The 23,753-nt window shown below is 65.8% G+C and carries 21 protein-coding genes; 10 read left to right on the forward strand and 11 right to left on the reverse strand.

Annotated elements, in window-relative coordinates; all coding sequences use genetic code 11:
- The 3 genes from EP28_RS14525 to EP28_RS14710 form a co-directional block, all read left to right on the forward strand.
- The coding region (locus EP28_RS14525) for a hypothetical protein (RefSeq protein ID WP_230455259.1) at window positions 1–353 on the forward strand (353 nt) is incomplete at its 5' end.
- 480 nt (window positions 354–833) lie between these two features.
- Complete coding sequence (locus EP28_RS04490; RefSeq protein WP_049982831.1) at window positions 834–1,658, forward strand: DUF7117 family protein; 825 nt, start codon at window positions 834–836, stop codon at window positions 1,656–1,658.
- Window positions 1,659–1,739: 81 nt separating this feature from the next.
- Window positions 1,740–1,967: a DUF7385 family protein gene (locus tag EP28_RS14710; protein WP_049982832.1), complete on the forward strand. Its 228-nt coding sequence runs from the start codon at window positions 1,740–1,742 to the stop codon at window positions 1,965–1,967.
- Between the two features lie 108 nt (window positions 1,968–2,075).
- On the opposite strand, the gene EP28_RS04500 is transcribed toward EP28_RS14710, so the two are convergent.
- Both EP28_RS04500 and EP28_RS04505 read right to left on the reverse strand, forming a co-directional pair.
- Window positions 2,076–3,761: an MATE family efflux transporter gene (locus EP28_RS04500; RefSeq protein ID WP_080506093.1), complete on the reverse strand. Its 1,686-nt coding sequence runs from the start codon at window positions 3,759–3,761 to the stop codon at window positions 2,076–2,078.
- Between the two features lie 301 nt (window positions 3,762–4,062).
- Window positions 4,063–5,202 (reverse strand): mechanosensitive ion channel family protein, encoded by a 1,140-nt coding sequence (locus EP28_RS04505; RefSeq protein WP_080506061.1) that lies wholly within the window; start codon window positions 5,200–5,202, stop codon window positions 4,063–4,065.
- 298 nt (window positions 5,203–5,500) lie between these two features.
- On the opposite strand from EP28_RS04505, the gene trmB reads away from it, so the two are divergent.
- A complete protein-coding gene (gene trmB, locus EP28_RS04510; RefSeq protein WP_049982834.1) occupies window positions 5,501–6,607 on the forward strand; it encodes an HTH-type sugar sensing transcriptional regulator TrmB in 1,107 nt (368 codons plus the stop codon).
- A gap of 30 nt (window positions 6,608–6,637) precedes the next feature.
- Here the strand turns inward: trmB and ddh are convergent, their stop codons facing one another.
- Window positions 6,638–7,597 (reverse strand): D-2-hydroxyacid dehydrogenase, encoded by a 960-nt coding sequence (gene ddh / locus EP28_RS04515; protein ID WP_049982835.1) that lies wholly within the window; start codon window positions 7,595–7,597, stop codon window positions 6,638–6,640.
- 221 nt (window positions 7,598–7,818) lie between these two features.
- On the opposite strand from ddh, the gene EP28_RS04520 reads away from it, so the two are divergent.
- Entirely contained in the window at window positions 7,819–9,909 is a 2,091-nt protein-coding gene (locus tag EP28_RS04520) for a helicase HerA domain-containing protein (protein ID WP_049982836.1), read from the forward strand.
- Window positions 9,910–9,917: 8 nt separating this feature from the next.
- A complete protein-coding gene (locus EP28_RS04525) occupies window positions 9,918–11,084 on the forward strand; it encodes a phosphotransferase family protein (protein WP_049983596.1) in 1,167 nt (388 codons plus the stop codon).
- Between the two features lie 181 nt (window positions 11,085–11,265).
- Here the strand turns inward: EP28_RS04525 and lwrS are convergent, their stop codons facing one another.
- Entirely contained in the window at window positions 11,266–11,652 is a 387-nt protein-coding gene (gene lwrS, locus EP28_RS04530; protein ID WP_049982837.1) for an LWR-salt protein, read from the reverse strand.
- Window positions 11,653–11,716: 64 nt separating this feature from the next.
- Here lwrS and uppS point away from each other — a divergent pair, with 64 nt between their 5' ends.
- On the forward strand, window positions 11,717–12,775 hold the full coding sequence (gene uppS / locus EP28_RS04535; protein ID WP_080506062.1) for a polyprenyl diphosphate synthase: 1,059 nt from the start codon (window positions 11,717–11,719) through the stop codon (window positions 12,773–12,775).
- A 60-nt stretch (window positions 12,776–12,835) separates the two neighbouring features.
- On the opposite strand, the gene EP28_RS04540 is transcribed toward uppS, so the two are convergent.
- Together EP28_RS04540 and EP28_RS04545 are read right to left on the reverse strand one after the other, a co-directional pair.
- Window positions 12,836–13,294: an NOB1 family endonuclease gene (locus tag EP28_RS04540; RefSeq protein WP_049982838.1), complete on the reverse strand. Its 459-nt coding sequence runs from the start codon at window positions 13,292–13,294 to the stop codon at window positions 12,836–12,838.
- Window positions 13,294–13,539: a PRC-barrel domain-containing protein gene (locus tag EP28_RS04545; RefSeq protein WP_049982839.1), complete on the reverse strand. Its 246-nt coding sequence runs from the start codon at window positions 13,537–13,539 to the stop codon at window positions 13,294–13,296. Before EP28_RS04545 ends, EP28_RS04540 begins: the two co-directional genes overlap by 1 nt.
- 129 nt (window positions 13,540–13,668) lie before the next feature.
- On the opposite strand from EP28_RS04545, the gene infB reads away from it, so the two are divergent.
- Both infB and mvaD read left to right on the forward strand, forming a co-directional pair.
- A complete protein-coding gene (gene infB / locus EP28_RS04550) occupies window positions 13,669–15,462 on the forward strand; it encodes a translation initiation factor IF-2 (RefSeq protein ID WP_049982840.1) in 1,794 nt (597 codons plus the stop codon).
- A gap of 129 nt (window positions 15,463–15,591) precedes the next feature.
- Window positions 15,592–16,590, forward strand: coding sequence for a phosphomevalonate decarboxylase MvaD (gene mvaD, locus EP28_RS04555; RefSeq protein ID WP_049982841.1), 999 nt, complete (start codon window positions 15,592–15,594; stop codon window positions 16,588–16,590).
- 345 nt (window positions 16,591–16,935) lie between these two features.
- On the opposite strand, the gene EP28_RS04560 is transcribed toward mvaD, so the two are convergent.
- The 4 genes from EP28_RS04560 to EP28_RS04575 form a co-directional block, all read right to left on the reverse strand.
- Window positions 16,936–18,564, reverse strand: a complete 1,629-nt coding sequence (locus tag EP28_RS04560; protein ID WP_049982842.1) for a cryptochrome/photolyase family protein — start codon at window positions 18,562–18,564, stop codon at window positions 16,936–16,938.
- 148 nt (window positions 18,565–18,712) lie between these two features.
- Window positions 18,713–19,159 carry a phosphate-starvation-inducible PsiE family protein gene (locus tag EP28_RS04565; RefSeq protein WP_049982843.1) on the reverse strand — a complete coding sequence of 149 codons (447 nt, stop codon included), beginning with the start codon at window positions 19,157–19,159 and terminating at the stop codon, window positions 18,713–18,715.
- Window positions 19,160–19,240: 81 nt separating this feature from the next.
- On the reverse strand, window positions 19,241–21,694 hold the full coding sequence (locus EP28_RS04570; protein WP_049982844.1) for a DEAD/DEAH box helicase: 2,454 nt from the start codon (window positions 21,692–21,694) through the stop codon (window positions 19,241–19,243).
- Window positions 21,695–21,766: 72 nt separating this feature from the next.
- A complete protein-coding gene (locus EP28_RS04575) occupies window positions 21,767–22,384 on the reverse strand; it encodes a GNAT family N-acetyltransferase (protein ID WP_049982845.1) in 618 nt (205 codons plus the stop codon).
- 175 nt (window positions 22,385–22,559) lie between these two features.
- Here EP28_RS04575 and EP28_RS04580 point away from each other — a divergent pair, with 175 nt between their 5' ends.
- Window positions 22,560–23,429: a 5-formyltetrahydrofolate cyclo-ligase gene (locus tag EP28_RS04580; protein ID WP_049982846.1), complete on the forward strand. Its 870-nt coding sequence runs from the start codon at window positions 22,560–22,562 to the stop codon at window positions 23,427–23,429.
- A gap of 27 nt (window positions 23,430–23,456) precedes the next feature.
- Here EP28_RS04580 and EP28_RS04585 read toward each other — a convergent pair whose 3' ends face one another.
- Window positions 23,457–23,660, reverse strand: a complete 204-nt coding sequence (locus EP28_RS04585; protein ID WP_049982847.1) for a DUF8106 domain-containing protein — start codon at window positions 23,658–23,660, stop codon at window positions 23,457–23,459.
- Window positions 23,661–23,753: the final 93 nt, after the last annotated feature.

The following is a 23,753-nucleotide window of genomic DNA, read 5'->3' on the forward strand; positions in this document are numbered from 1 at the left end:
ACAGGAGGAGAGAAGAGAGTGACAGGAGGAGAGAAGAGAGTGACAGGAGGAGAGAAGAGAGTGACAGGAGGAGAGAAGAGAGTGACAGGAGGAGACGTGTTTTATCGGATGCAGAGCCGAATTCATCGGACGCAGAGCCGAATTCATCGGAAACGAGGTGTCATTTCAAAGCCGTTGGATACGGATTCGGACATTCGATACGGATTCAGACCGGATCACACCTGTGTTCCGTTCACTACCTCGTTATCGGATATCAAGTGTGGAGTCAACGTAGACGATCGATGTCAACACAATACAAGATCGGTAGGGTGACATCGTTTCCGGTGAAAACTCACGTCGCTACTCACGACTAGTCACGTCGCGTGAGCTAATGGACTTTACGTGAAAACAGTATATAATAGATTTGATCGCGGAATAAAACGATCACAGTTCAGTGTGAGATAAACGGAGTAGATCCACAGCCGGCCCCAATATCCGACCCACACCCTCCCCCAACACCCACCGATTTCACCGGAAACACGGTGTGTCACTCCACTCAACCCACGACGATCTGACGATAGTACCGATACGGCGGAGATCACTGACACTGAACAGGAATCAGCGATCCTCAATGAGGAGATCTCGGTCAATGAGAAGATCGCCCAACTGAGAAGATCGCCCAACTGAGAAAATCACGCAACCGAGACAGCTCAACCGAGACAGCTCAACCGAGACAGCTCAACCGAGGATTATTCTGAGCGAATATTTGAGGTAGTTCACGACGAGATGACCGTACACGCGACCGTACTGCACCAACACACAGGCGTTTACTCCATTGAGAGCGATGTCGACGTATGAAAGTCCGAGGTGAACGAGAGTGTCGCGAGTGCGGTACATCCTGGTCGTACTACGAGACGGGATCGATCGAGTGTCCCGCGTGCGGGAGCGTACGCAGCGTCGGCTTGGACGAACGAACGGCACACACCGACACGCCCGTCGAGCTCGACTTGAGTGACCACCGTTCTCGCTTCGGTGAGGCACGGGAGACGCTACCAGACGATAGGGTGGAGAAACTAAAAAACGACCTCCGCGAGTACACGCGCAAGCGGGGATTCATTCGAGCCGGCGAGTTGCTCCCGCTTGATCCCGTATATCTCGCCGCGCGCGAACTGCTTGAAGCAGTGGACGTTTACGATCGGTTGCGCGATCCAACTGACATCGAGCATGAATATTTTCTCCGTCTCTTAGGCGGTGTAACAGACGGTGTTCGTCCGCCGGCAGCCGACGTGCCCGAGTCCGTCCGCGAAGCGCGTGGGATGGCGGCGGTACACTCAGTTGAGGCGTATCGGGGCGATCTCATGGTGTTTCTCGACGAACGGGAGGCCGACGAGATGTCCAGCGACAGCCCACATGCCAGTAGCGAGACGGAAAACGACGAACTCAAACAGGTCACGGAGGGTGACAGCGGTACCGACGCGCCCCGACCGGAACTCGCCAGGAACGCGATCGAGCAGCTCCGGGACCGTACAAAGCTCGTCGAAGCACTCGGAGGCGACGTGTCTCCGGCAGAGGCCGATGCCCTCGTCGAAGCGGCAGACGCCATCGGTGAATTCGCCAGAGACGGCGAGCACGCGGCCCTCACTCGGGCACGCGATGAACTCACAAAAGTGTCTAACTGAGCGACATAGAATCCAACACACAGAATTCAATATTGATACCTGTAGCGATATATTGAGTGTCTGCCGAACGGACACTGATCTATGACACAGTTCGACGTTCACGATCACCGCCACGCGCTCAAACAACTGAAGGACACTGGCTCAACGAGTCTGTGGGAAAACCGAAACCAGATACCTTGCCCAGTGTGTGACGCGCCATTCAACCGTTTGTTTTCCACGAGCGAGGCCGAGACGAGATTTCCCGAGAACGACGGAGCGCGGTTTTGTCTGCTCCGTGATGACGACGCTATCCACCTCTTTCGACACTAATCTCGCACTCTGTCTCGTCCTTGGACCCTGTCCCGCTTTTGCACTCTGTCTCGCTCCCGCATCCTGTCTCGCTCTCGTACCCTGTCCCGCTCCCGCATCCTGTCCCGCTCAGCCGTCGCCGAACGGAGCGTCGCGGGTGGGTTCATCAATATACCGTTCGGTCCACGTCCCACGCGCGAACCACGCGACACCGACAACAGCACCGAGAACATTTCCGATCGCCATACCGACCCAGACACCGGTTTCGCCCCATCCAGCGACGAAGACGAGATAGGCGACACTCGCGACTCGACCGACCCAGAGCGTGAGAATCGAGATGACCATCGCGATCTTAGTGTTTCCGGCACCGCGAAACGCACCGAGAATGACCTGTGAGACACCGATAAACGCGAACTCGACCGATCGAATTCGAACGTATTCGACGGCGTACGCGATCGTCGCCGCCGCGTCGGGAACCTCGCCGAGGAACGCGCCGACGATCGGTTCGGTGAACACGACCGCGACGACCGCGACGAGAAACATTACGCCCGCCCCGGTTCCGGCAGCGAGCGTGACGGCCCGTCCTGCCCGGTCGGCTCGCCCGGCACCGAGGTTCTGGCCGACCATCGTATCGATCGCCCGCCCCAGTCCCATCGCGGGAAGGAACACGAGGGAGATGAGCCGGTTTCCGAGCCCGTATGCGGCGACCACCGGCGGCGAGAACGTCACGATCATCGCAGTGAGAGTGATCATCGCCAGCGCGCTCGTCGTCTGTTCGACGCTCGAAGGGAGGCCGAGACGGAAGATGTCTCCGATGAAGCTTAGATTTGGCCGAAGGTGTGTGAGATCGACCGCCGGTCCAACGTCGGTCGCGAACAGCAGCCAAATGCCGATTGCGGTGGCGACGCCACGGGAGAAGATCGTCGCTATCGCGGCACCCTCGATACCGTACCCGGTGAATCCGGTCGCGGCGAGCCCCGACGATTGCACCACCATCGGATCGAGAACTGACACGACCGGGACGTCGGCGAGCCACTGAAACAGGGGATTACCGGCGAATCCGAATATCAAAAACGGATCGAGAAGCACGTTCAGGAAGACGGAGAGGACCATCACGGCCATCGGTGTCCGGGCGTCACCGTAGCCGCGCATCAGTGCAGAGAAGACGAAGAACCCGAACATCAGTGGGATTCCCGCGAAGATGACTTCCATGTAGTCTGCCGCGAGTGGAATGACCGCTGCCGCGGTTTCGGGATCGCTCGGAAGGATCTCCAGTGCTGGGCGGGTGTAGAGGAACCCGCCGATCCCGATGAACACCGACAGAACTGCCACGGTAACGATCGTCTGTCCGGCGACGAGTCCTGCGGACCGGTCACCGTCTGCACCGGTATACTGCGCAACAAGAATCGCTCCCGCGGTCGTGAATCCGCCGGCGACTGCGATAAGCAAGAATATCAGCGGGAATGCGAGACTGACGGCACCAACCGCGTCGGCCGATAACCGGCCCAAGTACAGGGTGTCGGCGACGTTGTACATCACCTGTAACAGCTGGATCATCACGATCGGCCATGCGAGGTGGAACAGCGGCCCGACGAGACCCCCTTCCGTGATCGACTCCGTCGGAATTCGCTGGTCTCTCGTCCCGTCATCTGCCGTGTCGCTACGTGCCGACTCGTCACCGGTTTGTGCCGTCTCGTCATCGGTTCGTGCCGACTCGTCACCGGTTTGTGCCGACTCGTCACCGGTTTGTGCCGTCTCGTCATCGGTTCGTGCCGACTCGTCATCGGTTCGTACCGATTCGTCACCGGCTGTCATCGTATCGCTGTCCGCGCTCTCTGTACCGGGAGGCGTCTCGGATGGATGCGAGTCTGACGACTCCGTGGAGGGCTCGTCGCTCACTGATACGCACTCGGGTATCTCGGTCCATCACCCTTCCGATCCACGCGCCTCATGGTGTCGAGCTACCGGCGGGCAGTGTGGCCTCGACGCGACAGTGACACGCGAATCTCTCCAGGTGGCGTCGATCCGGTGACACCGAATCCCCCGGGCAATGTAGAGCCAGTCACACTCGAATTCTCCCCGAGTGATGTCGGGTCGGGTGCTCCTGTTCTCGGAGTCAACTGCCGTCGCCAGTCGTGCTGTCGTTCCGATCGCGGTCACCTCGATCGCGGTCGCCTCGATCGCGGTCGCTCCGACCATCGTCGGTCGTCGCAGATCTGTCAGCGGTGCCTCCGTCGGCAGTATCAACCGCCGTCTCGGACTCGACGGACGCGTCGCCGCTGACCGATTCAGGCGGACCGCCGACGCGGGCCACGCCGGACGTGTCGTCGAAGATCAGATGGCGGTGTGGGTACGCCATCTCCACATCGGCGTCCGCGAGTCGCTCGCGGATCAGCGTGTTCACATCCGATTGCACTTTCGCGAGCTTGTACGGCTTTTTCACCCAGTAGCGAAGTCGAAGCAGCACGCCGTCGTCGCCGAATTCGTGCAGACGGCAGTCGGGACTGGCAGTGTATCGAGCGACGCCGACTCGAATGTCCGGCCCGCCGTCGATCACCGCGTCGCAGTCGCGCGCGCCCAGTTCGATGAGCCGACGCGCTTCGGCGATGTCGCTCTCGTAGGTGACGAGCACGTCGATCGTCCGGCGTGTCCGTTCGTCCTCGGCCGAGTAGTTCGTCACGTCACGTTCGCGCATTGTCCCGTTCGGGACGACGATGAACGTGTTATCGAGGGTGAATATTTTCGTGTATCGGATGGTGATGTCCTCGACGAATCCGGTAGTCCCGTTTTCCAGTTGGATCATGTCGCCGATCTCGAACGGCTGGTCCGCAAGGACGAAGATCCCGTTGATGAAGTTTCCGACGATTGGCGCGAGGATGATCCCGATCACGGCGGAGAAGACCGCGGTTCCGAGGAGCAGGTCGGCGAACTGAAACCCGGCAGTCCCCAATCCGATAAGCGTCGCAAGCAGTACCGTCCCAACCCTGACGCCCCGAACGATGGTCTGTGCGACGCTCTGCCGAGACACGCGGCGCGCGACGGGTCGTCCAATGAGTCGAACGAGGAACTTCGATGCGAGTACGCCGATCGCGACAGATACGAGAACGATTACCAGCCCTGATCCCGGGATCGACGTCAGCGCTGCTCTCGGGATTGACGGCAGCCCCGCGGCCCAGTCCGCGAGCGGAAGCGAACCGACGTTCGCGACGAGACCGACCGGGTCGGGGCGTGCCATGGCAAACCCGCCGTCGGCCATCGGAAAAAGCGTTTCTGCCTCGTGATACGCCGGACGGCGTTTTCGTGAGTGACGTACCGGCTTGATAATAAGATGTCAGTCTGGATGCGAGGTGTCACTCCAAGACGCAAATGCCCTCCGGAAAACGAACGCTCCGCTCGGGAAACGAGTGACATCTCGACCGTCGAATTTCGGGCACGTCGCACCCACCGCTCTCCGCTCGATCACGCACTTTGAGGTGTGAAGAATCGCGCTCTGAAAACGCGTGCAACTCGACTCATAGTAAAAACCTATACCAGAGGGGAACGTCCGTGCGCCTATGACAGACGATCTCCGCGGCACGCTCGATCACGTTGGAGACCGATTCAACCTCGGCGAGTACGAGATCGACGCGTACCTCGCAGTGTTAGAACACGGGGAACTGACCGCCAGTGACATCGCGGACAGGACCGACATTCCGCAGCCGCGAGTGTACGATACCGTCAGGAGCCTCTCCGACCGCGGGCTCGTCGAACTTCGTGAGTCACGCCCGATGAAGATCGTCGCCGTCGATCCTGAAGACGCCTTCGGCGACCTGCGGTCGTCGTTCACGGAGATGGTCGACGAGCTCGAGGCGCGGTACACCGCACCGACGCGCGAGACCGAGGCGGTATCGCTCGTGAAGTCTCGATCGACGATCCTTCGATACGTCGAAGAGGTGATCGAGAGCGCCGAATTTGAGCTAGCCGTGTCGCTCACGCCCGGGCTCCTCCGCCGGTTCCGCGACGATCTTGCGGCCAAGGTGGCCGACGGGGTCAGCGTCGAACTGCTCGTCACCCCGGCGTCGAGAGCACCCGATCCGGACGAGTTCGACTACCTTGAGGTCGCAACGATCGCCCGCGCGAGACGCGGGATCACCACGCCGATCCTCGCCGTCGCCGACGGTGAGTACTCCGTATACGCGACACAGGACGCCCTCCGTGACGACCGCGAGCGATACGGGGTCATCTTCAACCGCTCCGCGCTCGGGTTCCTCGTCTCCGGCTTCTTCGGTACCGTCCTCTGGACGACCGCCGAGACGCTCGCTGCGGACGGCATGGAGCGTCCGTTCCCGCGGCGGTACGCCTCGATTCGGCGGGCGGTCAAAGACATCCGCGAGTTCAGCGATGCGGCCGCCGACGATGGCGATTCAGTGACTGCGGACGATGGCGATTCAGCGGCCGCCGAGTTTTACGCGAGCGTCGAGGGGCGCGACATCGAGACGGGCGAGTCCGTAACGGTCAGCGGTCGGGTCGTCGACCTCGCGTTCGAAGACACGGAAGAGGTGGCCTCTCTCGTCGTCGAAACCGAGGCGGGTCGCGTCGAGATCGGCGGACGCGTGGCCGCGCTCGAAGACGTCGAAGGGCAGGAGATCGTGATCGGTCGCCACGGACCGCCGGCGCTGTAGTCCGAGCCGAGCGGAGGTTGTATCCAGCCCTCACAAAACGCGGTTCGTCAGCGTCTCGCCGTCGTGAGCCCGTCGGACGTTCTCCCGGACGATCGCGCCCACATTCTCCCCGTATCGATGCGTGAACGCCGCACAGTGGGGCGTCACGATGACTTCGTCCATCTCCCACAGCGGCGACGACTCCGGAAGCGGCTCGTCCTCGAAGACGTCCAGCGCCGCGCCGGCGATTGCGTCCCGTTCCAGCGCGTCGACGAGCGCGGACTGGTCGACGACGCCGCCGCGGGCCACATTTATCAGATAGGCGTCGTCTCGCATCGCGTCCAACACGCCTCGATCGATCATGCCCTCGGTCTCTTCGGTCAGCGGGACGGTCAACACGACGAACCGCGCGTCGGACACGGCGCTCTCTAGTTCGGCGGGCGTGTGGACGCAGTCGACGCCCGGCTCTGGAACCGGTGTCCGCCGGACGCCGTCGACGGCGAGGCCGAGCGCAGAAAGTCGGTCGACGACACCCCTGCCGAGACTGCCGAGACCGACCACGCACGCGCTCTCACCGGCTATCGTCCACGCCTCGTCCCACTCCGGCTGACCCCACTCGCGCCGCTCCTGATTTCCGATGTGCGTGTGGAGCCGTCGCGAGAACGCGAGAAGGTAGCCGGCGACGGTCTCGCCGATCGCGTCGCCGTGGATTCCGGTGCTGTTGGTCAGTGCGACGCCGGCGTCTTTGAGCGTGTCTTCGGGGAACCGGTCGATGCCCGCTTGAATCGAGTGGATCCAGTCGAGATCGAGGAACGCTTCCCGGTGTTCGAAGGTGACGATCGCGTCGCACGCCGTGAGCGCTTCCTGCGGGCTGTCGGCGTCGGCAGCGATGCCCTCAGGTTCGTCGACGATCACGATGTCGACCGGGCTGGCTGACAGTTGCTCCGCGAGGAATTCCGGCGGAAACAACACCGATACCGAGGCGTCGATCCCGAGTGTGTCGAGTCGCATACCCGAACCTCGACGAGGACGCTCTTAGTCGTTTGTCCGTTCGTGCTGAGTCGGTCGGTGCCGGCCGGTGGATGTGGTTCGTGAGTGTTTCGGTCGACCAGTGCCGGCCGGCGAACGCTGGCGGCGAGTGTTGCGACCGACCGCGGGCGGCTCAGAGACCCAATCTGAGAACGGAACTACAGCCGGCGGGGTTTATTTGGCGGGCGGTCTCTGTAACGGATATGACTGAGCAGGAGACGATCCACGTCGCGGACGTCAGCGAGGGGATCGGTGGCGACGCGACAACCGAGCCGGGATCGCCGGTAGCGCTTCCGGTCGTCGACGTGCTCACCGGCCGCTCGTTTATCACCGGCAAGTCCGGCTCCGGCAAGAGCAACACGGCCTCTGTCGTGATCGAGAATCTCCTCGACAACGGGTTCCCCGTCATGATCGTCGACACGGACGGCGAATACTATGGCTTAAAAGAGGAGTACGAGATTCTCCACGCCGGCGCGGACGACGAGTGCGACATCGTCGTCTCGCCGGAACACGCCGAAAAGCTCGCCAACCTCGCCTTAGAGGAGAACGTCCCGATCATCTTAGATGTCTCCGGCTATCTCGAAGAGGACACCGCGAACGAACTGCTCTTGGAGGTCGTCAAACAGCTGTTCGCGAAGGAGAAACGGCTGAAAAAACCGTTCCTGCTCGTCGTCGAGGAGTGCCACGAGTACATCCCTGAGGGCGGCGGGATGGACGAGACGGGGAAGATGCTGATCAAAGTCGGTAAGCGCGGCCGGAAACACGGCCTCGGAATCGTGGGGATCAGCCAGCGTCCCGCCGACGTCAAAAAGGACTTTATCACCCAGTGTGACTGGCTTTGCTGGCACCGCCTCACCTGGGACAACGACACGAAGGTCGTCGGCCGAATCTTGGGCTCGAAGTACGCGAGCGCCGTGGAAGATCTGGGCGACGGCGAGGCCTTCTTGATGACCGACTGGGACGAGTCGATCCGGCGGATCCAGTTCCACCGCAAGCAGACGTTCGACGCCGGCGCGACCCCGGGGCTCGACGATTTCGAGCGCCCGGAACTCAAGTCCGTCTCCAGCGATCTGGTCGGCGAACTCCAGTCTATCTCGGACGAGCAGGCGCGCCGCGAGTCCGAGCTTGCGGACCTCCGGCAGGAGCTCGACAAGAAGCGCCAGCGGATCCACGAACTCGAACGCGAGTTGGAGGAGGCTCGCGACCTGAGCAACATGGCCGACCAGTTCGCGCAGGCGCTGCTCGGCAAGGCACAAGCCCCGTACCGCGGCGGCGACGGACGCTCTGTCGCCTCCGCGGCAGCCGCCGACCGCTCGCAGACCGATCTCGACGGCTACGACGCGGCGGACACGGAATCGGACTCCGCCACCGGCGACGAGCAGGAAGCGGAAGACGCCCCCACCGCCCCAGACGTTCCCACCGCCCCAGACGCCCCCACCGTCCCAGACGTCCCCACCGCCCCAGACGCCCCCACCGTCCCAGACGTTCCCACCGCCCCAGACGTTCCCGATACCACTGACGGCGACGCGTCTCCCACTCCCGAGGACGTCAGTGGGGATCCGCAGTCGGCAGAGGCGTCTTCGTCTCCCTCGTCCGCGGACGGCGGTGAGGGGAATAGTCGCGCTGACGTCGATCCGGTCACCCGCGGCGACGTGGCCGAGAGCGCGCTCCGGTTCGACGACGCCGTCGAACTCGGCACGCGCGAGGCGGTCATCGAGGAGCTTCGCGGCCGCATCGACGATCTCACGGACATCTCTCGGGGGATGCTCCGACACTACCGGCGGGAAGGCGTAAGCGACCCCGTCGCGGCGCATATCGACGCCGGCGGCGACGGCGATACCGAACACGCCTACAGCCGACACCGACCCATTCGCCGAGCGGGTCTGATCCGCCACGCCGGCCAGGGACACTACGCGTACGCCGTTCCCGACCTGATCCGGGAGGCGTACGCGAACCGGCTCGACGACGAGAGCGTCAACGAGATCGTGCGGGCCGTCGAGACCGCGTTCGTTCCGCCCGCCGAGCGAAGCTATCCACCGGACGCCGAGCCGACCGACATCACCGGGGATGACGCACGATCCGACGACACTCGAACCGACGACACTCGAACCTGCGACACTCGAACCGGCGACCGCGCTCACGTCTCGAACGGAGGAGAAGCGGGGCGAGCCGACGAGACGGAACCCGAGACAGCAGGAACGGCAGAGGCGGCCGACGATCAGTCGCCGTCGAAGTCGGGGCTCAGTGCCGCCGCGCGCGAGTTCATCGATCGCGACCGGTCGACCGACGAGTGACTCCGGTCGTGAACGAGGTCGTCTCGGCCGCTCTCAGCGACGCCTTCCCCGACCGGACCGTCGCCGAGGTGTCCGAAGCCGGTCCGTCGTGGAACGGGGCAAACGAGACGTTCGGTGTCGAGTTCAGAGACGGTGGCCGAGCGTTCTGTAAGGTGGCCACCGATGGGAACGGGACCCGAATAGCCCGGGAACAGGCGGTGTTGCGGTACGTCTCGGCCGAGCGGCAGATTCGGGTTCCGACGGTGCTCGCGGCCGACCGGAACGGATCGCCGCCGTACCTCGTGACTGAACCCGTTTCCGGCCGCGAACTCTCGGTCGTGTGGAACGACACGGAGAGCCGATCGGGGCGAACGGGTGCGGACGGCGACGTCGGGATCGGGAACGCCGGAGACGGGAACGCCGGAGACGGGAACGCCGGAGACGGGAACGCCGGAGACGGGAACGCCGGTGGCGACGCCGCCCCCGCCGATGTCCGGGCCTCGTGCGTGAGGGAAGATCCGGTCCGCGAATCGCTCCTCCGCCGCGTCGGACGGATGCTCGCGGCTCTCCACGCGGAGCGGTTCGACGGTCACGGCGAGATCGTGGGAGCCGCCGGCGGCGGCGGAGCGGAGAGCCCCGACGACTCGACGCTCCCACCCGACACCGCGGGCCACGCCCTCGCGATCGAGCCGGCTCCATGGCCCGACGTGCTCCGGTCGACGGTCGAGCGCACCCGCGGGATCGGGACGACGGAGCGGCTCGCCGGCCACTACGAGGCCGTCATCGACTGCGTCGAGTCGAACCGTGACCGCTTGACCGACGCACCGGCGGCGTTACTCCACGGAGACGTCGCGATGCAGAACCTGTTCGTCGTCGACGGGATCGCCGCGATCGATTGGGAGCTTGCTCATGTGGGCGATCCGGCGCGCGACCTCGTGCGAGCAGAAGACCAACTGCTCAACGGGTTCGACAGCACCGGTCCAGAGCGGTACGCAGCCGCTCTCCACGGCGGATATCGCGAGCGCGCCGGCGGGCTCCCCGAGGGATTCGCGGAGCGTCGCCCGATATACGAGGTCGTTCGGATGCTCGGACGCTCCGGATTCCTCGACCAGTGGGCCACCCATCTCAACGAGCCGATAGACGCGCTCGCAGATCGAGCGGAGGCGGAACTACGAACCCGACTGGCGGTCGTGTGAGTGGCTACCGGAACGCACTGCCTGAACGAGACAAAATGCCGCGGCGGGAGAGTCCGAAGGTGTCGAGTCCCAGCGGAAGACGGAGTGGCGGCATACGCGCGTATTCCCGCCGAGCCGCAAACGGCTGTGCGACCGATCGGGCTGCAGATCACAGAACGGCGCGACCGGTTCCGACTGCGGACTACGGATCACGGACGTGTATCGACGATCCGAGGTACTTGTGAACGACTTCGTCGACGTCGGCGGCGTTGAATCGGCTGAGGTCGGCCAGGATCGCGGCTCGCAGTGCCTCCCGATACGCCTCGTCGACGCGTAGCTCTCGGAACTCAACGGCGACGACTTCGATCCTCTCGCTGTCTGCGATCCCGAGCCGGTCGGCCGCGACTTCTCGGAACGACGACTCGTCGCCGACCTCGCCGCGCCAGAGCCGGTCGCGGAAGAACAGCCAGCCGTCGTCGCCCGGTGCGTGTGCTGGGAACTCCATCGTCGTCTCGAACCGATCGGGATCGATCGCGGCGTCGCACGGCTCGATCCGAAACGCGACGCGGAACACGTAGGCGGCGTCCATCGAGCGGTACGTCTCCCCGCAAAGCAAAAAAGTACATACCGTTCCGTCGTGTCGGTCGAGACGTATGTTGGATCGGCTTCGCGGCGTCGTCAAGCGCGCGTATCGGCGACACCTCCGTCGCGAGATCGAAGACGTGCCGGCGCACGTCGCGATCATTCAAGACGGAAACCGTCGGTACGCACGCGAGCGCGGCGCTGACGCGCCCGACGGTCACCGAGCCGGGGCCGACACCACAGAGCGGGTGCTCGACTGGTGTGCTGATCTGGGCGTCGCGGAGCTGACCCTGTACGCCTTTTCGACCGAGAACTTCGAGCGCCCGGACGAGGAGCTGGAACCGCTCTTCGATCTGCTCGAAGCCAAACTGCGCGAGTTCGCCGACGCCGACCGCGTCCACGACCAAGGCGTTCGCGTCCGCGCGATCGGCGACGTGGCCCGGCTCCCCGAGCGCGTGCGCGAGGCGGTCGAGTACGCCGAGCGACGCACCGCGGGCAACGACCGCTTCACGCTGAACGTGGCGCTCGCGTACGGCGGCCGGACGGAACTGCTCGACGCCGCCCGTGCCATCTCGAAAGACGTCGCCGACGGCGATCTCGACCCCGAAGACGTCGACGCGCAGGTCGTCGAAGACCGCCTCTACGACCGGCCGGTCCGCGACGTGGACCTCATCGTGCGCACCGGCGGGGACGAGCGCACCTCGAACTTCCTGCCGTGGCACGCCAACGGAAACGAGGCCGCGGTCTACTTCTGTGCGCCGTACTGGCCGGAATTCTCACAGGTCGAGTTCCTGCGAGCCATCCGAACGTATCAATCGAGAGAAGAGTCGTGGCAGCGCGCCCGCGCCGAACGGGCGGCCGCGCTCGTCACGGCGGTCGCCGAGGCCGAACTCGCGGAGGTACACGCCGTCTCGCAGCGTCTCAGAGACCGAATCCCGCGACTCGACGCGGACACGCTCACCGGATCGCTCGCAGGCGGCGACGACGGCGGTGGTGCGGGGACCGACTCCACAGCCGAGACGGCCGAATCCGAGGATGAGACGATCGGTCCCGACGAGACGACGGATCACTCTCGCGGCGAGGCCGTGACCGCCGACGCTATCGAGACAGACCCGGAAGTAGCAGACTGACGGCCTGAGTTTCTCTCCGGGGTGGATTTCTCTTCGGGCCGGGTTCTCCTCTGCGGAGTATCAGGCCGGATTTTTTCGCGTCAGGTCGCTGCCGCAGATCGGACACCGCTCTCTGTTCTCGTCGAACGTGCGGTTACAGCCGACACACTGGAACCGCCACTCGCGCTCCTCCGTGATCCCGTCGCGGGCGATCGCCTCGATCGAGATGTCGAGCCGCTCCGCGACGTTCTGCATCGCGTAGTCGTCGGTGACGAGCGTCGCGCTCAGTTCGAGCGCGGTCGCGATCAGTCGTGTGTCGGTCTCCGAGAGTTCGGCGGCGTCACCGGAGCCCTTCGCCGCGCGGCGCACGTTGTCCATCACTTCCGGTGCCGGGACGTGGATCGTCATCCCGGAGCCCTCCATCGCGTCGAAGCGGAGCGCGCCCTCGCCGGTGAGCTCGTCATGGACTTCGGGCACCGAGACGACGTCGTCGTCGGTGGTGTACTCGTGGATGAACGCCGAGGTGTCGAGGACTTCCATCAGCGGGCGACGACGATGTAGTCTTTCACCGCCTGCACGTTCGCAACCGGTACTCTGAGACGCCCCATCTCGTCGACGTCGAAGCTCAGGCGATCCGTGCTGAGCTGTTCGTGCGGGCTCACCAGCAGGTCGTTGAGTTCGCCCGACTTGAGGTCCATCGTGATGTTGTACAGGTCGCCGAGTTCCGTTCCGTCCGAACTCATCACCGCCTTCCCGGAGAGGTTCTCCGCGAGGATGTCTACCATGTGCGCTACGTCCCGGCCGACGGTCTTAAACGCCACGGGGGCGTCCGACGAGCGACGGACGCGTTTTGAAAGGCTTAACTGACGCCCGGGCGGAACGACTGGTAACCGACCTTTTCGGGGCGATCACTGATGACCGACCACACAAACGCGGACACCCTTCGGACGCCGATCGTCGCCGTGCTGGGCCACGTCGATCACGGCAAGACGAGCTTGCTCGACACGATCCGCGGCTCCGCCGTCAGCGAGGGCGAAGCCGGCGCGATCACCCAACACATCGGGGCGACGGATATCCCGCTCGACACCATCTCGGGGATGGCGGGCGAACTCATCGACCCGTCCGACTTCGACCTCCCGGGCCTGCTTTTCATCGACACACCCGGCCACCACTCCTTCTCGACGCTGCGCGCCCGCGGCGGCGCGCTCGCCGACATCGCGGTGCTCGTCGTCGACGTCAACGACGGCTTCCAGCCGCAGACCGAGGAGGCGATAGACATCCTCCGCCGCACCGGGACTCCCTTCGTCGTCGCCGCCAACAAGGCCGACACGACGCCGGGGTGGAATCCGCAGGACGGAGAGCCGATCCAACGGAGTTTGGAGGCGCAGTCAGAGCGTGCCGAGTCGATGCTCAACGAGAACCTCTATGAGATCATCGGGCAGCTCTCAGACGCCGGCTTCTCCGCCGATCTCTACTGGCGCGTGCAGGACTTCCAGAAGAACATCGGCGTCGTCCCGCTGTCGGCGCTCACAGGGGAGGGCGTCCCGGATCTGCTCACCGTCCTCATGGGCCTTTCACAGCGGTTCATGAAAGAGGAGATGGCGATAGACGTGCAGGGGCCCGGCGAGGGGACCGTCCTGGAAGTCAAAGACGAGCGAGGGTTCGGCGCTACCATCGACACGGTCGTGTACGACGGGGTGATACGCAACGGCGACACGATCGTCGTCGGCGGGCAAAACGAGCCGATCGTCACCGAGATCCGAGCGCTGTTGCGTCCGCGTCCCCTCGAAGAGATCCGGACGGAGAAGAAATTCGAGAAAGTCGCGGAGGTCGGGGCCGCGGCCGGCGTGAAGATCGCCGCGCCCGACCTCGATCAGGCGATGGCTGGCGCGCCAGTCCGCGTCGTCCGCGACCGTCCGCTCGAAGACGTGGTCGAGGAGGTGAAAGCCGAACTCGCCGAGATCGAAGTCGAGACCGCGGAAGACGGCGTCGTCGTCAAGGCGGACACCCTCGGATCGCTCGAGGCGATGGCGAACGCCCTCCGCGAGGCGGAAGTCCCGATCTTGCGCGCCGAGGTCGGCGACATCGCGCCGCGCGACATCGCCGTCGCCGAAACGGCGAATCAGGAGGAGCATAAGGCGATCTTGGGCTTTAACGTCGACCTGCTCGCGAACGCGGAGACGGAGCTCGAAAACGCCGACATGAAGCTGTTCACCGACGAGGTCATCTACCAGCTCATCGAGGACTACGAGACGTACGTCGAAGAGCGCGAGCGCGCCCAACAGGAAACCGTGCTCGACAAGGTCGTTCGCCCCTCGCGATTCCGTATCCTCCCGGACCACACCTTCCGACAGAACGACCCCGCGGTCGTCGGCGTCGAGATCATTTCCGGCACCCTCCAGAACAACCGCAACGTCGGGCTGTTCGAGGGTAACGAGTTCGAGCGCGTCGGACAGCTTTCGGGGATTCAAAAACAGGGCGACGACGTGGACGAGGCACGCGCCGGCGAGCGCGTCAGCATCGCCATCGACGGACCCACGGTGGGCCGCGGTATCGAGGAGGGCGACACGCTCTGGACCGAGGTCCCGGAGAAACACGCGAAGATCTTAGAACAGGAGCTGAAAGAGGAGATCACGGCCGACGAGCGCGAGGCGCTGGCGGCGTACCTCGAAACCAAGCGGAAACGGGACCCCTTCTGGGGGAAGTAGCAGGCCGCGTCCGGATCCAGTTTCGCCAGTCTCGTCCGATCCGCGCGAACCGGTGTGGGAGTCACACCAGCAGCGTTCACCCTCTCGCCCATCGCAACGACTAATCCCCCGCCGGACGCTTCCCGAGGTATGACAGAGAAGGCCACCGCGCGAGCCCACCCGATCCAGGGGCTCGTCAAGTACCACGGGATGCGCGACGCCGAGCTTCGACTTCCGTACCACGACAGCATCAGCCTCTGTACCGCGCCGACCGCGACCACGACGACCGTCGAGTGGCAGCCCGACGCGGGCGAGGACGTCTACGTCATCGGCGGCGAGGAAGTGACGGGACGGGCCGCGGAACGCATCGACATGGTCGTCGAGCACGTCCGCGAGCTGGCCGGCGTCGACGCCGCGGTCAGACTGGAAAGTGAGAACTCCTTCCCGTCGAACATCGGCTTCGGCTCCTCGTCGTCGGGCTTCGCGGCTGCGGCGCTCGCGCTCGTCGAAGCCGCCGGGCTCGACCTCACGTTACCGGAGGTCTCCACCGTCGCGCGCCGGGGGTCCTCCTCTGCGGCGCGCGCGGTCACGGGCGCGTACTCGCGGCTCGACGCCGGACTCAACGACGCCGACTGCCGGTCACACCGGCTCGACGTTGGCGTGAGCGAGGACGGTTTCGACCCCGAAGAAGACCTCCGGATCGTCGCCGCGCACGTTCCGGCGTACAAAGAGACGGAGGAGGCGCACCGCGAGGCGGCCGAGAGCCACATGATGCAGGCCCGGACCGCGCATGTGCAAGACCAGCTCGTCGAGATGACGGACGCGCTCCGCGCGGGCGAGTTCGACCGGATCTTCAAGACGGCCGAACACGACTCGCTCTCTCTCACGGCCACCACGATGACCGGTCCCGCGGGGTGGGTGTACTGGCAGCCCGAGACGATCGCCGTGTTCAACGCGGTCCGCGAGCTTCGCGAGGAGGGCGTTCCCGTCTACTTCTCGACGGACACCGGAGCCTCGGTGTACGTGAACACGCTGGCCGATCACGTCGACGAGGTCGAAAGCCGGATCGCGGAGATCGGGATCGACACCGACGTCTGGGAGGTCGGCGGTCCGGCTCACCTACTCGACGAGAGCGAGGCGCTGTTTTAAATAGAAACCGCGGTGCGGTCGGCGCGTGCCGGTGAGCGGCCGCTAGGCCGCGAACCGCACGCGCGAGGTTGCCGACGCTACGCGCCGGCTGCCAGAGAATCTTTGATTCTCGCTGGACGCGGCGACCGAAGAGAGCCGCGAGGTTGGGGAGGCGTGAGGTGCGGTGCTGTGCGGGGCGGGGCGGGACTCAAAGGGGCAGTCGCGAGGGCGAAGCACGCCGCAGCACGCACCGTAGCGAAGGAGCGACAGGACTGAGCGAGGCGCGCAGCAAGGCGCGAGAGCCGTCGCGGCTGGGGCTTTGGAGGTAGTCACAGTCGAAGAGATGAGTTCACCAACACCGTCCAATTATTCTTCCGGGTCTTCGCCCCGCGCCCGCTTGTACATCGCCAGCGCCTTCTCTCGGCGTTCGGAGTGGTCGATGATCGGCTTCGGGTACTCGGGCGCGGCGTTCGCGCGCTGGGTGGGCGACAGCTCGTGCCACCCGTGGATCAGGTCGGCGTCGAGTCCCCGCAACTCGGGCACGTACTTTTTGACATACTCCGCGTCGGGATCGTAGCGCTCGCCCTGCGTCATCGGATTGAAGATGCGGAAGTACGGCTGCGCATCAGTGCCCGTAGAGGCCGCCCACTGCCAGCCGCCGTTGTCGTTTGCGGTGTCGTGGTCGGCGAGCCGCTCGCGGAAGTGGTCGTAACCGTGCCGCCAGTCCGCGAGCAGGTCCTTCGTGAGGAAGGAGGCGACGATCATCCGCACGCGGTTGTGCATGAACGCCTCCGCGCGCAGTTGGCGCATCCCGGCGTCGACGATGGGATACCCCGTCTCGCCGCGCTTCCACGCCGCAATCTCCTCGGGGTCGTCGCGCCAGTCGATCCCCTCTTCGTACGTCTTGTAGTTTGTCGTCACCACCTCGGGATTGTGAAAGAGCACCTGCGTATAGAACTCCCGCCACGCGAGCTGCTGCTGGTACTCTTCGACCGCGGTGACCGGACCCTCGCCGCCGTCGGCGTCTCCCCCACTCGCTGTACCGTCTCCATCACCCTCGTCCCCCGCGCCGTCTCTGACCCGCTCTTCGGCCCTGCCCATCGCCGCCTCCGTCGCCGCGTACACCTCTCGTACTCCGATCTCGCCGTACTTGAGGAACGTCGACAGCCGCGAGGTCGCCTCCCGAGCGGGATAGTCGCGCTCCGCGTCGTAGGCGAACACCGCCTCATCAAGGAAGTCGTCGAGACGGTCGCGCGCGGCCGCGGTCCCGGCAGGACCGATGTCGGCGTCGGGCGCAGAGAAACCGAGGGCCGTGAGAGACGGCAGGTCGCCGACGGCGACGTGGTCGGCCCCGACGCCTCCGTCCGTTACCGCCTCCTCCTCCTCGACCCGCTCGACGGCCGCCCGCAACGGCTCCGGATCGGTGAGAGCCGCCCCGCCCGGGGTCGACGCCGGGTCGTCGACCTCGCGGTCGGTCCACTTCTTCCAGTAGTAGGTGTACACGGAGTACGGGTCGCCGGCGTTGGTCCGGATCGAGTCCGGCGTGTGCAACACCGCGTCGTGGTGCGCTTCGCGGTCGATATCGGCGTCGGCGAGGGACCTGCGGACCGCAGTGTCTCGCCTCCGCGCGAGTCCGGAGTAGTCGCGGTTCCAGACGACGCGCTCGGCGTCGAGGGCGTCGGCGACCGCCGGTAAGACGGCGGTCGGGTCGCCGTGAGCGACGAGGAGGTCGCTGCCGCGGTCGCGGTAGTCTGCCCGCAACGCCGCGAGTCCGTCTAGGAGCCGCCGCACGCGGACGTCGCTCGCGTGGGCGAGCACGTCGTCGTCGAAGACGAACATCCCCGCGACCGCGTCGGTCTCGGTGACATCGCCGTCCGTGCCGGTCTCGATCACATCATCGTTCGCGTCTCCCCCGGCTCCACACCGGTCGGCCGCGGCCGCGAGTCCGACGTTGTCGGCGAGCCGCAGATCCCGTCGGTGCCAAAACAGCTCCATGCGATCTACAGCGGCGCGTCCACCGTGAAACCACCGGGACCGCAGCGCGGAGCCGACGGGCCGGCGGCGCGGTCGCCGACGACGATCGCGACCCGACCGACAGAGAGCCGGCCGACTGCGATCCGACTGTTCGTGTCCGTCCCGGGGATCAGAGTTCGACCCGGCCAGGAACGTTCACCCGATCGAGCAGGAAGTAACCGATCGAGAGAGCGAGGACGAGCACCGCGATGGCTGCCGCCGCGAGAAGCGCGTCTTGGCCGGTGCCGTAGTCCTCCAGCCGGAAGCTGATCACGCGCCGCGAGATGGCGATGATCGCCGCGCTGACGACGATCCGGAGGACGGGCTGCCCGCGGGCATACGCCACGAGCGTCCGGTGGACCTCAACGATGATGAGAAGCAGAAGGACGCTGTCGAGAAGCGCCACGACCTCCGCCGGGTCCGTGAACGTCCCCGCGACGAGCAGTCGGTAGAGCGAGACGAACAGGTCGAACACGCCGATGAGAAACAGGGTGAGCAGGAAGTACGCCGCGCCGAGTACCAGCCACTCCATCGCTCGGGCGGCCGGGTCCGCGGCGTCGTCGAGTTCGAGTCCCATCACCGGGTGCTACACGGCGGAGACTGGTGGCTCTTGGGTGTCACTACCCGCGAACTGACTGCGCCGCCGGCGACGTCGGAACTACGCCGGGCCATCGGTCCCCGTCAGCGACTCCAGCAGGCGCACGGCGGGCCTCTTCGATAGTGGTTCGTTGGCGTTTCCGCAGTGCGGTGACTGCACGCAGGCGGGACAGCCGCCCTCGCAGTCACAGCCGGCGATGAGTCGTGCGGTCCGTTCCATCAGTTCCTCGATCCGCTCGTGTCCCCGGCGCGTGAGCCCGACGCCGCCGGGATACCCGTCGTAGACGAACACCGCTGGTCCGTCAGTGTGGGTGTGGTACGGCGTCGAGATCCCGCCCACGTCGGCGCGGTCACACAGCAGGTGGAACGGAAAAAGCGAGATGAGCCCGTGTTCGGCGGCGTGGATCCCCCCGTTGAAGGCGTGTTCACCGCCCGACGCGGCGTCGCGATCCGTCGAGGAGGCGTCGCGATCCGTCGAGGAGGCGTCGCAGTCCGTCGAGGCGTCCACCTCGTTCCCGCCGCCGGCCGCCGCGGTTCGCCCGCCCATCGCACGCATTCCGGCCTCGACGTCTTCGGGAATCGGGAAGTAGAGGGCCTTCGTCCGGAGCGTCGTCTCCGGGAGGTCGAGCACCGATTCGCCGAGCGAGTCACCGGTCGCGGCGTCTTTCCGAACGAACCCCGTGATCTGCTCCGTGACGGTGACGTCCGCGAACCGGACTGGAACGTCGGGGCGGGCAGAGAGGTCTCTTTCCGTGAGATCCGCGTTCACGACGACGTCCTTCTCCGAGAGCACTCGCGTGTAGTAGTCCGCCCACGACTGCTGTAGCTCGGCGACGTCGCGGTTCAGATCGAGGTCGACCACCTCGTAGGTGCGCCCCTGCTGATGATATATCGCGCCGGGGTGTGCGTCCCGCAGGGCGTCGGCGAACCCGAGCGTCGCGATCGTCTCGCCGCTCGACTTGTCGAGAAGCGATATCTCTCGCTCCGTTGCGGTCCGCAGACTGACCGACTGCTGCGGGCTCGACGAGCCGGCGTGGACCCAGCGGAGCCCCTGTGCCGTCTCCCGTCGATCGAGCGTCCCGTCGTCGGTCAGCGCGCCGACCACGCCGGGGAACGACCCGCCGAACAGGCGTTCGTCGGCCGGCGAGAGCCAGTGTTCGTCGGCCGCACAGGCGACGTGTCTCGGGAGCAGTTGGTCGTTCTCCGGGTCGCAGATCGCGTCTTCCGGCGGGGCCTCAAAGAAGTCGGCCGGGTGGGTCATGAGGTACTGGTCGAGCTGGTCTTCGCCGCCAATCATCACAACGAGGGCGGGATCGTCACCGCGACCTGCCCGCCCCGCGCGCTGGTGTGCCGACATCCGCGTCCCGGGGTAGCCGTCCATGAGCACGGCGTCGAGCCCGCCCACGTCGACGCCGAGCTCCAGCGCGCTCGTCGACCAGACGCCACGGAGGTCGCCAGCGTGGAGGTCCGATTCGATCTCGCGGCGGCGGTCGTCCGGCAGGGCGGCCTGATACGCCCCCACGCGATCGGCGAGGTCGCGTTCGCCTCGCTCGCGGAGGTCGCTCGCGCTGTCGGTCGCGTACTGCTCCGCCGTCTGTCGCGCCCGGGTGAACGCCAGCGTCTGTGCGCCCGCGGTCACGAGGTCACAGAAGAGGCGCTTGGTCTCGGTGTGACTCGACTTCCGCCGACCGCTCCCCCGCTCCGTCCAGTCGTCGTCGTACTCCGGCGGGTTCCACAAGACCCAGTCGCGCGGTCCCCGCCCCGAGGCGTCCTCGTCGATGAGCGTGATCCCGTCGGGGTCACGGCCCGTCACTGTCGCGACGTGTTCGACGGGGTTGTTGATCGTCGCCGAACAGCAGACGAACTGCGGGGCGGATCCGAACCGATCGCAGGTCCGCGCCAGTCGGCGCAGCGTCAGTGCTACCTGCGACCCGAACACACCCCGGTAGCCGTGGACCTCGTCGATCACGACGTACTCAAGCGAGCGGAAAAACCACTCCCAGAGCCGCCCCGCGTGCGGCAACAGCGCGTAGTGGAGCATGTCGGGATTCGACAGCAGCACGGTCGGCTCGCGGTCGCGCACCCCGCGCTTCTCCGCCCGCGAGAGCCGTCCGGTGTAGGAGTCGACCGACACCCGGCTGCCGAAGCCGAGCCCCCGAGCCAGTTCAGAGAGCGACTCCGCTTGGTCCGCGATAAGCGCGTTCTGCGGGCCGAGGTAGAGGGTGCGACCGCCGTGATCCATCGCGGCCTCGAAGGCGGGGACGGTGTACGCGAGCGACTTCCCGCTCGCCGTCTCGGTCGCGAGTACCACGTCGTCGCCGTCGCGGACGGCCTCGATCGCGTCGGCCTGATGGCGGTAGAGTCGGTCGATCCCGTCTTTCGCGAGCGCGTCGGCCATCCGCGGCGCGAGGTCGACGTCGCGGTAAGCGGGCTCGCGCGCTGGCAGCCTGCGGTGCTCGGCGATCTGTCCCTCGTAGAACGGGCGGTCGCGCAGCCACTCGACGGCGTCGTCCACGGTTACGTGAGCCACGCGGCGGTCGCGCCTAACGGTTGCGGTCAGCGAGGGGGTCGTGCCCAGCGGTTGCGGTCAGCGAGACGGCTCGGAAGGTCCCTGGCGCGCGAGCGGCGGCAGTCGGACCCGCGTCGCCACCGGGTCACAGAGCGAGAGTTCCATCCGCAGATCGCCGCGCCGCTCGGCGATCTGAAACCCGACGGACCGGTAGACGCTGCGGGCGATCCGGTTTCCGGCCTCGACGTGGAGTTCGAGTGCCTCGCGGTCGGCCGCCGCGGCGTTCGCGATCACATGCCGACACAGCTCCGTTCCGATCCCGCGGTCTTGGGTGGTGGGGTGGACGAAGACGGCGAGTTCGGGCACATCCGCGTCGGTCGGCGTGTACATCGCGTGGCCGAGCACTTCGCCGCCGCGCTCGGCGACGACGTTGTTCCCCTCCGCGAGCATCGACTCGATCCACTCCGCGCGACGGCGGCGGACGACCGGCGGCAGCCCCTGCGCGCGGTCCTCGCGGCCGAACCCCTCGTACATTTCGGCGAGCGGTGCGAGGTCATCGGGCACGGCCGGGCGGATCGTCCAGCGCGCGCCGCGTTTGTCCACGAACCGCGGACAGCGCGGCGGACAGTGGACCGTCCCCTCGCACTCGCTCCCGTCCCAGCCCGCACAGACGGCATCGGTGGATTCGGCGGTCATGGCTGTGTGTTCACGCCGCAGGGGGGTATAGGGCCGAACCGACTTTCACGTCGTGAGAATACACGCGGGCAGGGGTGAGATGCGGTGCGGGCGGTGCGACGGGACGCGAATCGGCAGCCGCAAGAGCGAAGCTCGACAGCGCCGCGTATATGTCGCTCCCGGCACACCTCCAGACATGGGCAAACAGGCCGTCCGCGAGGCCGTCTGGGACGCGTTCGACGAGGGCGATCAGGCCCGATTTCCGTTTCCGCCCCACGATCGGATTCCGAACTTCGCGGGCGCGGATGCGGCGTGCGAGCGGCTGACTGCGACGCCGGAGTGGGCGGCCGCTCGCACGTTGAAGTGCAACCCCGACGCGCCGCAACTCCCGGTTCGGCGGGCCGCGCTCCGGGCCGGAAAGACGCTCTACGTCGCACAGCCGCGGCTGCGTGACCCGGATCCGTTCCTCCGGATCGACCCCGACGACCTCGCCGTCGCGGACGCCGCCAGCGACGGGGGCGGCGGCGAGTCGGCCGCCGAGAGCGACGACGCCGTCGACGCCCCCACCGTCGACGACGCCACGACCGTCTCCGGGATCTCGACGCACGGGACGCCGGTCGCCCCCAAGGCGGTCCCCCACGTCGACCTCGTGGTCTCGGGGTCGGTCGGGGTCACGACTGCGGGCGCACGGATCGGAAAGGGCGAGGGGTACAGCGACCTCGAGTGGGGCCTCCTCCGCGAACTGGATGCGGTCGACGACGACACGACGGTCGCGACGACGGTTCACGAGCTGTCGGTTCTCGACGGACCCGAGTCGGCGGTCGCTGCGGGTGGCGGTGCAGGAGACGGCGGTACGAGGATTGTCGACGACACGGGCCCAGACGCCGAGGCGCTCCCGGAGCCGGACGCACACGACGTACCGCTCGACTTGATCGCGACGCCGAAGCGAACGATCCGGACGGAGACGCCGTACGCGCGACCGCTCGGGATCGACTGGGAGGCACTGGACGACGAGCGGCTCGACGCGATACCGGCGCTCGCGGCGCGTTCACCGGCGAACGATTGAAAACCGATTGCGGGCGTGGCGTCCGGTTCAGTCCGCGCACTGCGACGCCGGCGCGGACGGCTCGGGCCGGTGGTCGGCGACGTGACCGCACTCCGGACAGACGACCGTCCGCTCGTCGCCGTCGCTGACGACGAGCCACCCCTCGCTCAGGGCGCTCTCGAAGCTGCACTCCGCACAGAAGAGGACCGACTTCCGGCGGGCCGACCGGTGACCGCTAGCGACTGCATTCATGGTTAAACCAAGTATCCCGACGTATAAGGGTCTTGTCCGACCCGATCGATCCGTATATATCGGTATATATAGATCACATACGATTCGAACGCG

This window comes from Halorubrum sp. BV1, from assembly GCF_000746205.1.
Classification (GTDB): domain Archaea; phylum Halobacteriota; class Halobacteria; order Halobacteriales; family Haloferacaceae; genus Halorubrum.

Excerpts from the sequence above, each read along its gene's own strand:
- EP28_RS04575 (WP_049982845.1), bottom strand. The coding sequence starts at position 22,384 with ATGACCGCCGAATCCACCGATGCCGTCTGTGCGGGCTGGGACGGGAGC.
- infB (WP_049982840.1), top strand. The coding sequence starts at position 13,669 with ATGACCGACCACACAAACGCGGACACCCTTCGGACGCCGATCGTCGCC.
- EP28_RS04540 (WP_049982838.1), bottom strand. The coding sequence starts at position 13,294 with ATGGAAGTCCTCGACACCTCGGCGTTCATCCACGAGTACACCACCGAC.
- mvaD (WP_049982841.1), top strand. The coding sequence starts at position 15,592 with ATGACAGAGAAGGCCACCGCGCGAGCCCACCCGATCCAGGGGCTCGTC.
- EP28_RS04500 (WP_080506093.1), bottom strand. The coding sequence starts at position 3,761 with ATGACAGCCGGTGACGAATCGGTACGAACCGATGACGAGTCGGCACGA.
- EP28_RS04490 (WP_049982831.1), top strand. The coding sequence starts at position 834 with ATGAAAGTCCGAGGTGAACGAGAGTGTCGCGAGTGCGGTACATCCTGG.
- ddh (WP_049982835.1), bottom strand. The coding sequence starts at position 7,597 with ATGCGACTCGACACACTCGGGATCGACGCCTCGGTATCGGTGTTGTTT.
- EP28_RS04545 (WP_049982839.1), bottom strand. The coding sequence starts at position 13,539 with ATGGTAGACATCCTCGCGGAGAACCTCTCCGGGAAGGCGGTGATGAGT.
- trmB (WP_049982834.1), top strand. The coding sequence starts at position 5,501 with ATGACAGACGATCTCCGCGGCACGCTCGATCACGTTGGAGACCGATTC.
- lwrS (WP_049982837.1), bottom strand. The coding sequence starts at position 11,652 with ATGGACGCCGCCTACGTGTTCCGCGTCGCGTTTCGGATCGAGCCGTGC.
- EP28_RS04505 (WP_080506061.1), bottom strand. The coding sequence starts at position 5,202 with ATGGCCGACGGCGGGTTTGCCATGGCACGCCCCGACCCGGTCGGTCTC.
- uppS (WP_080506062.1), top strand. The coding sequence starts at position 11,717 with ATGTTGGATCGGCTTCGCGGCGTCGTCAAGCGCGCGTATCGGCGACAC.
- EP28_RS04585 (WP_049982847.1), bottom strand. The coding sequence starts at position 23,660 with ATGAATGCAGTCGCTAGCGGTCACCGGTCGGCCCGCCGGAAGTCGGTC.
- EP28_RS04565 (WP_049982843.1), bottom strand. The coding sequence starts at position 19,159 with ATGGGACTCGAACTCGACGACGCCGCGGACCCGGCCGCCCGAGCGATG.
- EP28_RS14710 (WP_049982832.1), top strand. The coding sequence starts at position 1,740 with ATGACACAGTTCGACGTTCACGATCACCGCCACGCGCTCAAACAACTG.
- EP28_RS04560 (WP_049982842.1), bottom strand. The coding sequence starts at position 18,564 with ATGGAGCTGTTTTGGCACCGACGGGATCTGCGGCTCGCCGACAACGTC.
- EP28_RS04520 (WP_049982836.1), top strand. The coding sequence starts at position 7,819 with ATGACTGAGCAGGAGACGATCCACGTCGCGGACGTCAGCGAGGGGATC.
- EP28_RS04580 (WP_049982846.1), top strand. The coding sequence starts at position 22,560 with ATGGGCAAACAGGCCGTCCGCGAGGCCGTCTGGGACGCGTTCGACGAG.